The organism is Trinickia dinghuensis, from assembly GCF_003367175.1.
In the GTDB taxonomy this organism is placed as follows: domain Bacteria; phylum Pseudomonadota; class Gammaproteobacteria; order Burkholderiales; family Burkholderiaceae; genus Trinickia; species Trinickia dinghuensis.
Map to the genome: position 1 here is coordinate 527972 of NZ_QRGA01000001.1, position 13550 is coordinate 541521.

The window sequence follows — 13550 nt, forward strand, 5'->3', positions numbered from 1 at the left end:
GCTTACGACCGGCCGCGTTCAACCGATCATGCCGCCTCTCTTTCGAGCGGAACGCGGAAGATGTGCCGCCAAATGGCCCCACGGAAAAACTTGTGGCATACGACAAAATATACGATGACCACGGCGAAAAGGATAAGAGCCGACGTCCCTTTCAGCGAGAACCCACCATCGGTGCGTCCCCCCATCAAGCCGGAGATCACGTATCCTGCTATCCAAAAGATCGTGACGAAATCAAAGATCGACGCAAAAAACACACGCAACTTTCGAGCTTTACGCGGGCCAGCCATCACTCCTCCTCAACATACAGACGAGCGATCGGGACGATGTCATGACGACATTCATCCCCACGCTCAACCAATGAAATCGCCGTGACGCTTCACGCCGACCGAAACTCATGACGGCGCTTAATGTGCCTGCGCGATCCCGAGCTGCTTTCGCTTTTGATCCAAGGCTTGCAGGGCGGAATCAAGCTCGACCCAGCGATTGGCTGCCGCGTTGATGGTGGAAGAAAGCAATTCCGTGCCCCCATCCGCGTCGACACCCTTGCTTACCTCGATTTCAGCGGAGGAAAAATCTTCAACGACGATCCCGGTAGCCCTGTCCTCGACGGTCAAGACAGCCCACGCAACCGTTCTACCGGCAACGGGGCTTGCCATGCCCATAACCGATATCTTGGCTCCGGCCTGATGCAACTTATCGCACACGACCCCGGCATTTTTAAAAACCCATCCATGACTCATCACCGCAGCCTTAGTTTGCGGCGTATAAAAAGAGGTTCCGATTTGGCAATCCGCATGAGCCAACGCAGACGCCAACAAAAGACCGGACAATACCAGAAGCTTCTTCAATTGCTTTTCCCCGAATTCATGCACTATTAAAATTTTATGATTCAATTTCCTAGCAAATCGCCAATCGAAAGGAATTTGTATTGATCGCATAAAGACATAGAAAGCAACTTGTATTGCTTTCATCACGATCTGGGCCGGAGTATATGCGCCCTCCGTTTGGAAAACCATTAGGTTCAATCGCTATCACTTGCCTCCCGTGACATCGAGGAACGTGCCGGTGATGAAGGAAGCCTCGGCGCCCGGCAGCTTCCACGTCCGCCGCCACCGCGAGCGCGGCTGACTCGTTGGAGACGAAACTGATCGCGACGTCGTAGCCCTGTGCGGCGGCAAGCCGCGCAGTCGCCGCGCCTACGCCACGGCCTCCACCGGTTATCAGAATCAACGGGGCCTGCGAGACTGTGTTCATTCGGCGAACCATCCATGTGATGGTGAGACAGCGACCGGTTGTCGGCGCAGCCGACACACCCGCTCGCGAGACGCGATGCTCCCGCAGGGCGAGAAGGATGTCTATCTTGTAGCGGCCTGACAAACCGGATAAATTGCAAGATCGCGTTAGATAAACGCCCTGGAATGAAACCCGTATTACAGCGCGTCCCGTTTCGATTGCCGAGCGACTTGGGACAACACACGTTGCCGCACACGTCGAGTCTTCCTCGGCTGTGGCCCGACCGGCTGATGAGCGCACATATTCCCACGCTGAAGGCAGCCGCCGCTTCGGCCTCCGCCTATTTGAACGGGTGATCGAAATGACAAGAAGCACATCGCACGTGTTGTTCGTCGCGGCGTTGGTAGTCGTGATCGTCGCTGTGGATGTGCTGTTCTTCAAACACCGATTCTGGGAACGGCTGATGGCGAACGTCGGCATCGTCCTGGTGTTCTTGGCCTTCTATCTGCGATTTCTGAAACATTAGTCAGCCGCGGATGGCAACGGCGAACCGGAACATCCTCGAATGACGAACCGAAAGGAGAGACCGCATGCCGAGTCTTGAGCGAGCGCGAGCGGCTAGGCTTATCGACGCTGTCTGGCGCGTAGGGCTTCGCGTCGGATTTCGGCTGGCTCGCGTCTGGTGGCATATTCGGCGGCCTCACCATGAGGGCGCGCTAGTAGCCATCTACGTCGGGCAGGCGTTGTTGCTGCTCAAGCCATCGTACCGCTCCGGGTGGGGCCTTCCCGGCGGGAGTATCGAGCCCGGAGAGACGCCTGATGCAGCGGCGCAGCGCGAAATGAAGGAGGAGATCGGTCTCCCGCCGCATCCATTGCTTCCCAAAGGCAGTGTCAGCGGTGTTTGGGACGGGCGAGTAGACCGGGTGCACTTCTTTGAGTTGCACCTCGACAGCCTGCCGGAATTGATGCTCGACAATCGCGAGATCGTCGTCGCGCGCCTTGCGTCGCCGGAGGAATTGGGCAGCATCGCTTTGACAGGGGCGGTTGCCGCCTATCTCGGCAGAGATCGCGGCGCTTAGTTCCAGGCGCATGTTCTCGTCTGACCATTCGAGCCACCCGGCGCGCCGCCCAGCACGTCCACCGTGTAATCGTGGCGGCGCAGCAAGCCATCCTCACCGAAATAGGAGACCTGCTCCCGGCTATGGCTCGCGATCGAGTCCGGAAACGTCACCTTTAGCCGTTGCCACACCTCTCCGCTTTCTTCCCATTCGGGCAGCACTTCCGTGTGGAAGCCTGGGTAGGTGTAGAGAAAAGGAATGGTCAGGTAGCTCCAGAGCGCGTAACTGCAAAAGTACAACGCGTGCAGGCGGTCCCATTGGGTCTGCTGGGTATGGTCCGCATACGATGTCCGTGGCGCCTGGCGCTCTTCGGTCCAATCTCCCTTTAGCGATTCGATCCGCACCCGATCCGGCATGAACTGGCTTTGCCAGCCGCCGGAATGCGATGTCATCACGAGGCGTTGCGTCCTCAAGTCCGCTTCCAGCTCTATGCCTCGGAACATATCGGCTGCCCCTTCACTTGCCATATGGCACCGCCGATATCGAGCCGGGCGGAAACGGCGCGACGCTTCCTCCAATTCGCAATCCCTCCGTGCGCCTCGACTGCCTGTTCGAGCAATGCACTCATCGTCGACTCTCCTTCGTTCGAGCGTAAATGGGCGTGGTCAATCGTCGTTCGATCCGCGCGACATTCGCGGGGGCCTAGAACATCGTGTTGGCATTCTGGGAAGCAGCCGGGACCGGCTGTAGCACGTCCCAATGCTCCACGACCTTGCCGTCGGCATCGAAACGGAAGATGTCGACCCCCGCGGTCTCTTGACCGGCCCATTCCAGGTAGCGTACATGCACAAATGCGAGATCGCCATCTATCGCAACGCGTTTGACCTCGCAGGGAATACGCCCGGCCTGCTTGATGTAGCCCAAGATGCCGTCGAGCCCGTTCGGGAACAGCGGATTGTGCTGAATGTACGGTCCGCTCACGAAGGCCGGATACAAATCCGCCCGGCCCTCGTTGAATACCTTCTCGTAGATCGTGTTGATTACATGCAGGACGTGATCCCGGTTCATGATTTTCGCCTTTGGGTTTTGTACCATCTCATTGAATACGTTCTGTCGAAGATGATCCATACCCGAACTGCGCTAAAACATGGCAAATCGTCTCATCCTGCTAGGATCAGTTCATGAATGCCTTGAACGGTTGGTTGAAAGCGGTCCGTGCGGACGGCCTGGTGCTGGTGCGCACGCGTGTGGCGGGTCCCTGGGGATTCGAAGTGCAGCCTCGCGATGCCGTGGTGTTTCACTTCGTGGCCGAAGGACGCGCTTTCGTACGCCAACCCGAGACCGAAACCATCGAATTGCAGGCTGGCGACATGATCCTATTGCCGCGCGGCGGCGCGCATGAAATGGCGCGTTCTCGGCGTGGCAAGGCCATGCCGCTGGAAGCGTTCCTGGCCATGCGCGACGGTGTCGTCGATCAAGGCCCAAAGGCCACCACGCTGATTTGCGGCCAGTTCGACGTGGATCGGCACCTCGCGCTGCCCGCTTTGCGCGCGCTGCCACCGGCGGTCTCTCTGCGCGCCGGAATGGCCCCCGGATGCTCTCCGCTAAGCGACACGCTTCGCATGCTCCGGGATGAAGTAGAGACGCCGAACTTCGGGAATCAGATCGTGGTTCGGAACCTGATCTCGTCGCTGTTCGTCTACTTCATCCGTGATTGGGCGAGCGCTCAATCTACGGCGAACGATTGGTTCTCGGCGCTGCGCTCGCCGCACATGACTCGGGTTCTCGCGCGCATGCATGAAGCACCCGAGCGCCCATGGACGCTCGACGAATTGGCCAAGGAAGCGGGTTTGTCCCGCGCTGCGTTCGCCCGCCACTTCAGCCATTCGGTCGGTGAACCGCCGCACAGCTATCTGACGCGCTGGCGCATGGGGATTGCCGCTCAACTGCTCGAGCAGACGGATCTGCGGCTTCGCGATATCGCATCGCGCGTTGGATACCAGTCGGAGTTTTCCTTCAGCCGCGCGTTCAAGATGACGCGTGGAATCTCGCCGGTTCAGTATCGGCGCGAGAGGCTCAAATAAGCCGGCGCACCTCCGCTCACAGGCCGGCGTCAAGCGGCCACCGTCGTTGCGAAGCAACCGTGCGGCAGCACAACTAATGTTCCATATTTAGTACGTTATGCGGGAAAACTCGCTTAACGTTCACTATGTTGAACATTATCCACTAGGTCCTTCACACTCCGGCCGGATCATTCATCGATCGCCGAGGCCTCGCAGAGCATGCGCCAATGGCGCACTAGCGTGCGCGTGGCATTGCCCGTCACCACTGCCGCGCGCCATGCGCGCTCAGAGATTGCTACGCCCGCCTCAAGAACAATTCGATGAACGCCTCGGTAATACGTGGCAGCGTACGGCCGCGCTTTTTCACGAGTGCCGTGGCCCGCACGAAAGCGGGATCGTCGATAGGACGAGCAACGAGGTCGGGCTCCGCAAGCACCTCGCGCGCGGTGGCCGGCAGGATCGTGACGCCGAGGCCACCGCGCACCATCGCGACGGCCGTCATCATGTAGGTCGGCTCGCACGCCACCTCCAGCGTGCATCCGGCGGCGGCGAGCGCCGTGTCCACGACCGTCCGCACGCTGGTGCCGGACGCGGTCAGCACGAGCGGCGAGCGAGCCAGGTCCACCACCGCGATGCGCTTCTTGCGGGCAAGCGGATGGGTTTTCGGGCATACGACCACTAGCCGATCCGATCCACTGTGGAGCACCTCGAGCGATGCATCGATCACATCGCCGCCGGTCACCCCGATATCGGCCTCCTCGTTTCGCACGAGTTCGACGACGGTGCTCGCGACCGCATCGCGAATCTGGAAGCCCGCGCGCGGCACGTGCTCGCGGAACGTGCGAATCAGATCGGGCAGCACGCTAGCCGCGAACGTCGGCAGACAAGCAAGCCGGACGGTGCCGCTCACGCCTTCGCCTAGCGCGCGCGCGTCGCGCAGCACTCTTTCCATATCGTCGAGCGAGCGGCGCAGGAGCGGCAATAGTTCGCGGCCTGTCTGCGTGAGGGCCACGCTGCGGCTATTTCGATCGAACAGGCGCGCGCCGACGTTTTCCTCGAGACGCCTAATTTGCACGGTCAACGCCGGCTGCGACAAATGCAGTTGCGCCGCGGCGCGTGTGAAGTTGCCCGCGTCCGCCACGGTGACGAACGCGCGGATTTCACGAAGGTTCAGATCCATAACGATTATTGATTGCTGCGATCACATTATTTCAATTGTGTAATTGACACGCCGAACTTACGCTCAAAGGCCTCAAAAGACAAGATTGGAGACATGGCCATGCTGCCGTTACTGGGGCTTCTGACGATCGCCGTATTGCTCGGCGCCATCCTTTCGAAGCGGATGTCGCCGCTCGTGGCACTTATCGTCGTGCCGATCGCGGCCTCGCTGATCGGCGGCTTCGGCTTGCACACGAGCAAGTTCGTGGTCGACGGCTTGAAGAGCCTCGCGCCGGTAGTGGGCATGTTCGTGTTCGCGATTCTGTACTTCGGCGTGATCACCGATGCAGGCACCCTTGACCCGATCATCGACCGCATTCTGCGCACGGTCGGCACGCGGCCCACGCGCATCGTGATGGGTACGACGCTGCTTGCTTTGCTGATCCACTTGGACGGGTCGGGCGCCGTCTGCTTTCTCGTCACCATCCCGGCCATGCTGCCGCTCTATGAGCGCCTGCACATGGACAAGCGCGTGCTGGCCGCCGCCGCGTCGATGGCGGCGGGCATCAACTTCCTACCGTGGACCGGACCGATGATTCGCGCATCGGCGTCGCTGCATCTGCCCGTTTCCGCACTCTTCGATCCGCTCATCCCCGTACAGATCATCGGGCTCGTGTTCGTGTTCGGTGCGGCCTATTGGCTCGGGCGACGCGAAGAGAAGCGTCTCGGGGTAGTCACGCAAACGGGTGAAATCGCCGTGCCGAAGCGTGAGTTGACACCGGAGGAGCAGGCACTGCGCAGACCGCGCAACTTCTGGTTCAACATCGTACTCACGTTGGTCGTCCTCGGCACGATGGTCGTGATGGGCGAGAAGATTCCGCCGGCGATCATGTTCATGGTCGGGCTGTGCATCGCACTGCTGGTGAACTATCCCAACGTCGACATGCAAAGGCAACGCATCGACGCACATGCCCGCGCCGCGCTGATGATGGCAGGCATTCTGCTGGCGGCCGGCGTGTTCACGGGGATCATGCAGGGCAGCGGCATGCTGAAGGCGATGGCGCAGGCGGCCGTGGGATTCGTTCCGCCGTCGATGGCGAGCCACATTCCGGTCGCGCTGGGCGTCCTGTCGATGCCGCTGAGCTTGTTGTTCGATCCCGATTCGTTCTATTTCGGCGTGCTGCCCGTCATTGCCGCAGTGGCAGGTCAGCTCGGCGTACCCGCCGTCGATATCGGTCAGGCAGCGCTGCTCGGCCAGATGACAACCGGCTTTCCCGTCAGTCCGCTGACACCCGCGACGTTTCTCGTTGTCGGCCTGTGCGGCATCGATCTTGCCGAGCATCAGAAGTTCACCTTCCCGCTGCTGTTCGGGGCGTCGATCGTCATGACGATCGCATGCGTCGTGCTCGGTATCTTTTCTATTTGAGCATTTCAATGACAGAGAACCAAACGGACCGTCTAGGCGGCCAGTCGCAAACGCGGCACGTGCGGATCGGCGCAGGGGCAGGCTACTCCGGCGACCGCATCGAGCCGGCCGTCGAACTGGCGGAACATGGCGCACTTGACTATCTGGTATTCGAATGTCTCGCGGAGCGGACCATCGCGATCGCTCAGCAGGCGAAGCGCAAGGATCCGCAACTTGGCTACGATCCCCTGCTTGAAGCACGCATGCGCGCCGTGCTGCCCATTGCCGTACGCAACAGTGTCCGGATCATCTCGAACATGGGTGCGGCCAACCCGCACGCGGCAGCGCGTAAGACGGCGCAGATCGCGCAGTCGCTCGGTCTAAGCGGATTGAAGATCGCGGCCGTCAGCGGCGACGACGTGCTCGAGCTCGTTTTAAAAGGCGAATTCCGCTTCGAGGAATCGGGCGATGAGGTCACGGCGTACCGCGACAAGATCGTTTCGGCGAATGCCTACCTCGGCTCGGCAGCGATCGTCAAAGCATTAGCGGCCGGCGCCGATATCGTGCTCACCGGGCGTGTCGCCGATCCTTCGCTTTTCACTGCCCCGCTCATTCACGAGTTCGGCTGGCGCATGGAAGACTGGGACACCTTGGGACAGGCAACTGTCGTCGGTCATTTGCTCGAATGCGCCGGCCAGGTTACCGGCGGCTATTTCGTGGATCCCGGCTACAAGGACGTGCCGAACCTCGCACGGCTCGGTTTTCCGATCGGCGAAGTCTCGGCCGACGGATCGGTGGTCATCACGAAAGTACCGCACGCGGGTGGACATGTATCTGCCGCCACGTGCAAGGAACAATTGATTTACGAAATCCACGACCCGAGCCGCTATCTGCAGCCGGACGTCGTGGCCGACTTCACGCAAGTCGAAGTGACCGAAGAGGCGCCGGATCGCGTGCGCGTAACGGGAGGCCGTGGCAGTGCGCGGACGGACACGCTGAAGGTCTCGGTGGGATATGCGGACGGCTTCATCGGCGAAGGACTGATCTCGTATGGCGGGCCCGGCGCCGTAAGCCGTGCGCGTCTCGCGCTCGAGATAGTGCGTGAGCGGCTCTCGCTCACGAACGTGGCGGCCAGCGAGTTGCGCTTCGATCTGATCGGCGTCGATTCGCTATACGGCGATACAGGGGCTGCCGCACGCGTCGAGCCGATGGAGGTCCGGCTGCGCGTAGCTGGACGTACTGCAAACGCCGAGGAGGCGCAGCGGATAGGCAACGAGGTCGAGACGCTGTACACGAATGGGCCATCGGGAGGCGGTGGCGTCACCAAATTGATACGCGAGATTCTCGCAGTGCAATCGGTGTTGCTGCCGCGCGATGCAGTGGCTCCCGCGTTCACCTTCGTGGAGGCTTGAAATGAAGCTACGTGAACTCGCGCACTCGCGCACGGGCGACAAGGGCAACACATTGAACGTCTCGGTGATTTGCCGCGATCCGAAGCACTATGAGCACCTGCGCAGACATTTGACCACCGAGCGCGTGAAAGCATGGCTCGCCGACTTCGTATTAGGAGAAGTCGTCCGTTACGATTTGCCGCGTCTCGCCGCATTCAATTTGGTGCTTGGAAATGCACTTGGAGGCGGGGTCACGCGGTCCCTCGCTCTCGATGCACACGGCAAGTCGGTCAGCTCGATCGTGCTCGATATGGAAATTCCACCGCCTCCGGTCTGACGAGGTCGGCACGATCTAAACGGCTCAAGCCCCCAGTTGTTGAAGGCCCTGCTCGACGCAGGGCCTTTTCTTTTACAGCACAACATCTGGTGCTGTTGACCCCTACTCCCCCCACCGTTACTCAAACCATCCCGCTTGCCCCGGCCTCCAACAGCCGAAAGTGCATTTCACATTACGGAACGCAGATCGAGTTTTCGCGGCGCCACGTTTTCGTCGCTTGAAACCGTATTTTGCATCGCAAAAATTTGTACCTATCTCATTGAAATATAACAAAAAATAAAGTCTTATGTCTTATATAAGACATCTCCGAAAACGCGCCAAGCAGCGCTACTATTCAGTCATGCAGTTTGCTTCGACATCCGCAGCGGCACGCTGAACCGTTCATTCAATGCGCTTGGCTCTTAGGAGATAGACATGACCCAGTATCAAGACGACATCAAAGCAGTTGCCGGTTTGAAGGAAAAACAAGGCAGCGCTTGGAACGCCATCAACCCCGAATCCGCCGCACGCATGCGCGCGCAGAACAAGTTCAAGACGGGTCTGGACATCGCCAAGTACACCGCCAAGATCATGCGCGCGGACATGGCTGCCTACGATGCCGATCCGGCCAAGTACACCCAATCGCTGGGTTGCTGGCACGGCTTCATCGGCCAGCAGAAGATGATCTCCATCAAGAAGCACTTCAACAGCACCGAACGTCGCTACCTTTACCTGTCCGGCTGGATGGTGGCTGCGCTGCGCTCCGAGTTCGGCCCGCTGCCCGACCAGTCGATGCACGAAAAGACGTCCGTCAGTGCGCTGATCCGCGAGCTGTACACGTTCCTGCGCCAAGCCGACGCCCGTGAACTGGGTGGCCTGTTCCGCCAGTTGGACGCAGCGGAAGGCCCGGCCAAGGCCGCCATCCAGGAAAAAATCGACAACCACGTCACGCACGTGGTGCCCATCATCGCCGATATCGACGCGGGCTTCGGCAACGCGGAAGCCACCTACCTGCTGGCCAAGCAGTTCATCGAAGCAGGCGCATGCTGCATTCAGATCGAAAACCAGGTGTCCGACGAGAAGCAGTGCGGCCACCAGGACGGCAAGGTCACGGTGCCGCATGAGGACTTCCTCGCCAAGATCCGCGCGATCCGCTACGCCTTCCTGGAACTGGGCGTGGACGACGGCATCATCGTGGCCCGTACCGACTCGCTGGGCGCCGGCCTGACCAAGCAGATCGCCGTGACCAACACGCCGGGCGACTTGGGCGACCAATACAATTCGTTCCTCGATTGCGAGGAATTGTCGGCCGATGCACTCGGTAACGGCGACGTCGTCATCAAGCGCGACGGCAAGCTGCTGCGTCCCAAGCGCCTGCCGAGCAACCTGTTCCAGTTCCGCGCCGGCACGGGCGAAGCACGCTGCGTATTGGATTGCGTCACCGCCCTGCAAAACGGTGCCGACCTGCTGTGGATCGAAACCGAAAAGCCGCATATCGCCCAGATCGGCGGCATGGTCAACGAGATTCGCAAGGTCATCCCGAATGCGAAGCTCGTGTACAACAACAGCCCGTCGTTCAACTGGACCCTGAACTTCCGCCAGCAGGCGTACGACGCGATGAAGGCCGCGGGTAAGGATGTGTCGGCCTACGACCGCGCCCAGTTGATGAGCGTGGAGTACGATCAGACCGAACTGGCAGCAGCAGCCGACGAAAAGATCCGCACGTTCCAGGCCGACGCGTCGCGCGAAGCAGGGATCTTCCATCACCTGATCACGCTGCCGACCTACCATACGGCTGCACTGTCGACCGACAACCTCGCCAAGGAATACTTCGGCGATCAAGGCATGCTGGGCTATGTGGCCGGCGTGCAGCGCAAGGAAATTCGTCAGGGCATCGCCTGCGTCAAGCACCAGAACATGTCCGGCTCGGACATCGGCGACGACCACAAGGAGTATTTCAGCGGCGAAGCGGCCCTGAAGGCGGCGGGTAAAGACAACACGATGAATCAGTTCTGATATTTCCGGTAGTGCTCCAAGCAAAACGCCAACCCTTCGGAGTTGGCGTTTTTTTATCCGACTCACACTCGCTTCGGCCTCGAACTGGACTTTCACTTCTGCTGCAGCCTTGCTCGTGTCCCGCGGACGAATCTAGAAGGTTGAAGATCGACCGTCTCGTCGACGCTGCGCACTAACACGCGCATCATGCTGGAACATCATCGAATCATCGAAGAAGAGGAAACATACTCATGCGAGCCATCCAAATTCATGAATACGGTGGCCCCGAAGTGCTGCGCCGCGTCGATATCGAGGTGCCGAGGCCGGGAAACGGAGAAGTGCTGGTGCGCGTCGTCGCGGCAGGCATCAACTTCATGGATGTGCACACGCGGCAGGGCAAGTATCGCGAATCGCGCACCTATCCCGTACGGATTCCGTGCACGCTCGGCATGGAAGGCGCGGGTGAGGTCGTGGAGGTGGGCGCCGGCGTGACGTCGGTGCGCACGGGCGATCGGGTCGCGTGGTGCATCGTTTGGGGCGCCTACGCCGACTATGCGATCGTGCCCGCGGCCCGGCTTGCGCGCATACCGGACGACATCGGCTATGACGTCGCTGCCGCATCGATCTTTCAGGGCTCGACAGCGCACTATCTGCTCGACGACGTCGCGAAGCTCGAACCCGGCATGACGTGCCTCGTGCATGCGGCGTCGGGCGGTATCGGCCAGTTGCTGGTGCAACTGGCGAAGCGGCGCGGCGTCGAAGTGTTCGCGACGACCAGCACGGCCGAGAAGGCCGCGATCGCGCGCACGCGCGGCGCCGATCACGTGCTGCTCTACGAGAACGGCGGCTTCGCGGATCGCATCCGCGAACTGACCGACGGCCGAGGCGTGGACGTGGTGTTCGATGCGGTCGGCAAGACCACCTTGCGTGACAGCTTTCGCGCAACGCGGGTGCGCGGGCTGGTCGTCAACTACGGCTCAGTAACGGGCCCGATGCGCGACCTCGATCCCTACGAACTCGGCGAAGCCGGCTCGCTGTTTTTGACGCGCCCGCGCCTCGCCGATCATCTCGCCGATGCGGCGACGGTTCAGCGCCGCGCCGACGACGTGTTCGCCGCCATCGCTCAGGGCGCGCTACATGTCGAGATCAACGGACGATACACGCTGGACAACGTCGAGGAAGCGCATGCGGCGCTCGAGGAACGCCGCCAGTCCGGCAAAGCCGTGATGGACATCGGCTAGTCCCTCCTTGAACAGCGCGACCATCCGCGGCGCGAACCGCTACGGCCGAAATGCGGTTTTGCCCGCTCCCTGCTCCCCATGCTCGACGGGAAGGACGCCGCGAGCCACCGCCTTGACCAGCGTCTCGTGATCCGCTTCGGTTTGATCCGCATAGGCTTGGGCGAACCGGCACATCGCCTTATCGAGCTTGTCCGAAGACCCAACATATCCCGCGATCATGGATGCGCCGCTCGTACGGGCATGCCCTTTCCCGAGCAGATGGCCGACGATCCCGGCGTAGTCGGACAGCGCCGCTGCATCCAGCGCATCCAATGCAATGGTGCCCTTCATGTTGCGGAACTGCCGGACGTAGTACTGCAGGCCGTCGACGGTGGTCCATCCGAGCAGCGGATCGCTGACCGTTTGCAGGGCTTGTTGGTACTCCACCACCCGCTGTCCCTGATGGGCGTGCCAGGCCGAGTCGCCGTGAATGAACCGGGCCAGCACCGAGCGCCGGGCCTGTTTGAGCTGCAGGAACACGACATCGTCGGCGCTGCTGCCCTCTAGCAATGCGACATAGGCACGCAGGCCAACGCTGCCGACTCCGACCACTTTATGGGCGACGTCGACCAGCGTGTAACCGCCCAGCGCGCGACGCCAATGCGACGCCAACGTGCCCAGATACTCGTCGAGCGCGACGGCAATGCGCTCCGCCTCGGCCTCCGATACGTGAGTAATCAGCGGCGGCTCTTCCACGATGCACCGACGCCCGCCGCGCTCCGTGGTGAAGCGCGGCAGGGCGCGATCGCTGGTGCGGGACCGTGCGCGTTTAGCCGCGCGTGCGATCTCGCCACGCAGTGCGGTGTCGCCCGTCGTCTCGTGCAGTCGATCGACATCGATCCGCTCGTAGGAACGTGACAGCAGCGGCTCGTTGGCGAGGTAACGCACCTCTCGACGGTAAGCGGCAACGCAGGACGCCACCGAAGCATGGCATTGGGCTTCGCTAGCGCCGGTGTGCCGTCCAGCTACCCAGATGCTGGCCACCAGCCGGCGCAGATCCCATTCCCAGGCACCGGGATGGGCCTCGTCGAAGTCGTTCAGATCGATGACGAGGTCTCGCTCCGGAGACGCGTAGAAACCAAAATTGCCAAGGTGGGCATCGCCACAGATCACAGGAGTGATGCCTGTCGCAGGAAGATGAGCAACGTCCTCGGCCATGACGACGGCGGTGCCGCGCAGGAATCCATAGGGCGAAGCCACCATGCGCCCGACGCGGATCGGAATCAGCCAGTCCAACCTGCCCTCATGCGAACGCTTGATCTGCTGCACCGGATCCGGCCGACTCGCGGGTGCCTTCCAGTCGCCCATCGAATCGCGGGAAACCTGCTGACGCAGGCTCCGGCCGAGCTTGAACCGTTCCTCGCGTGACATGGGCCGCCGACGCAACGAACGGTAACTGTCGCTGTCGGCACCGGACAGGATCGCATGCCCCTTGGGCGACTGGTTCGTCGTCATGCCTATGCCTCCTCGTGTAGATGCACGGATGACCGGCAGGCCACGCCTGCCTCCGCCGTCTCATGCGTACTCGTTCGACATCGCGGCCGATGCACGAATCGGATCGGCTCTCGCCGCCCGAAAACCGATGATGAAGGATATTAGACGCAGGAGGACAGGGCAACTTTACAAAGCCGACATCATTCAACGATCTATT

Annotated in this window: 14 protein-coding genes and 1 pseudogene; 8 read left to right on the plus strand and 7 right to left on the minus strand. The window is 61.0% G+C overall.

The window, feature by feature from the left end; translation table 11 throughout:
* Positions 1-26 precede the first annotated feature (26 nt).
* The 3 genes and pseudogenes from DWV00_RS02325 to DWV00_RS34450 form a co-directional block, all read right to left on the minus strand.
* Positions 27-287 (minus strand): hypothetical protein, encoded by a 261-nt coding sequence (locus DWV00_RS02325; RefSeq protein ID WP_115531896.1) that lies wholly within the window; start codon positions 285-287, stop codon positions 27-29.
* 117 nt (positions 288-404) lie between these two features.
* A complete protein-coding gene (locus DWV00_RS02330; protein WP_181885354.1) occupies positions 405-1016 on the minus strand; it encodes a hypothetical protein in 612 nt (203 codons plus the stop codon).
* 64 nt (positions 1017-1080) lie between these two features.
* Positions 1081-1254 (minus strand): annotated as a pseudogene (locus DWV00_RS34450) (SDR family NAD(P)-dependent oxidoreductase); the annotation flags it as partial.
* Positions 1255-1594: 340 nt separating this feature from the next.
* Here DWV00_RS34450 and DWV00_RS33885 point away from each other — a divergent pair.
* Both DWV00_RS33885 and DWV00_RS02345 read left to right on the plus strand, forming a co-directional pair.
* On the plus strand, positions 1595-1759 hold the full coding sequence (locus DWV00_RS33885; RefSeq protein ID WP_181885324.1) for a hypothetical protein: 165 nt from the start codon (positions 1595-1597) through the stop codon (positions 1757-1759).
* 64 nt (positions 1760-1823) lie between these two features.
* Positions 1824-2312, plus strand: a complete 489-nt coding sequence (locus tag DWV00_RS02345; protein WP_115531898.1) for an NUDIX domain-containing protein — start codon at positions 1824-1826, stop codon at positions 2310-2312.
* Here the strand turns inward: DWV00_RS02345 and DWV00_RS02350 are convergent.
* Both DWV00_RS02350 and DWV00_RS02355 read right to left on the minus strand, forming a co-directional pair.
* Entirely contained in the window at positions 2309-2764 is a 456-nt protein-coding gene (locus DWV00_RS02350; RefSeq protein WP_147297819.1) for a hypothetical protein, read from the minus strand. The genes DWV00_RS02345 and DWV00_RS02350 overlap by 4 nt on opposite strands.
* 229 nt (positions 2765-2993) lie before the next feature.
* Positions 2994-3359, minus strand: a complete 366-nt coding sequence (locus DWV00_RS02355; protein ID WP_115532235.1) for a nuclear transport factor 2 family protein — start codon at positions 3357-3359, stop codon at positions 2994-2996.
* Positions 3360-3472: 113 nt separating this feature from the next.
* On the opposite strand from DWV00_RS02355, the gene DWV00_RS02360 reads away from it, so the two are divergent.
* Positions 3473-4375 (plus strand): cupin domain-containing protein, encoded by a 903-nt coding sequence (locus tag DWV00_RS02360; RefSeq protein ID WP_115531900.1) that lies wholly within the window; start codon positions 3473-3475, stop codon positions 4373-4375.
* Positions 4376-4649: 274 nt separating this feature from the next.
* Here the strand turns inward: DWV00_RS02360 and DWV00_RS02365 are convergent, their stop codons facing one another.
* Positions 4650-5534, minus strand: a complete 885-nt coding sequence (locus DWV00_RS02365) for a LysR family transcriptional regulator (protein WP_115531901.1) — start codon at positions 5532-5534, stop codon at positions 4650-4652.
* A 99-nt stretch (positions 5535-5633) separates the two neighbouring features.
* Between DWV00_RS02365 and DWV00_RS02370 the strand changes: the two genes are divergently transcribed.
* From DWV00_RS02370 to DWV00_RS02390, 5 genes are all read left to right on the plus strand, one after another.
* The gene (locus DWV00_RS02370) at positions 5634-6938 is read left to right on the plus strand and encodes a CitMHS family transporter (protein WP_115532236.1); all 1305 of its coding nucleotides are present in this window, start codon (positions 5634-5636) and stop codon (positions 6936-6938) included.
* Between the two features lie 8 nt (positions 6939-6946).
* Positions 6947-8329 carry an acyclic terpene utilization AtuA family protein gene (locus DWV00_RS02375; RefSeq protein WP_115531902.1) on the plus strand — a complete coding sequence of 461 codons (1383 nt, stop codon included), beginning with the start codon at positions 6947-6949 and terminating at the stop codon, positions 8327-8329.
* Position 8330: 1 nt separating this feature from the next.
* The gene (locus tag DWV00_RS02380) at positions 8331-8645 is read left to right on the plus strand and encodes an AtuA-related protein (RefSeq protein ID WP_115531903.1); all 315 of its coding nucleotides are present in this window, start codon (positions 8331-8333) and stop codon (positions 8643-8645) included.
* A gap of 414 nt (positions 8646-9059) precedes the next feature.
* Positions 9060-10640 carry an isocitrate lyase gene (locus DWV00_RS02385; RefSeq protein WP_115531904.1) on the plus strand — a complete coding sequence of 527 codons (1581 nt, stop codon included), beginning with the start codon at positions 9060-9062 and terminating at the stop codon, positions 10638-10640.
* A gap of 230 nt (positions 10641-10870) precedes the next feature.
* On the plus strand, positions 10871-11860 hold the full coding sequence (locus DWV00_RS02390) for a quinone oxidoreductase family protein (protein WP_115531905.1): 990 nt from the start codon (positions 10871-10873) through the stop codon (positions 11858-11860).
* Positions 11861-11899: 39 nt separating this feature from the next.
* Here the strand turns inward: DWV00_RS02390 and DWV00_RS02395 are convergent, their stop codons facing one another.
* Positions 11900-13354: a DUF2252 domain-containing protein gene (locus tag DWV00_RS02395; RefSeq protein ID WP_115531906.1), complete on the minus strand. Its 1455-nt coding sequence runs from the start codon at positions 13352-13354 to the stop codon at positions 11900-11902.
* Positions 13355-13550: the final 196 nt, after the last annotated feature.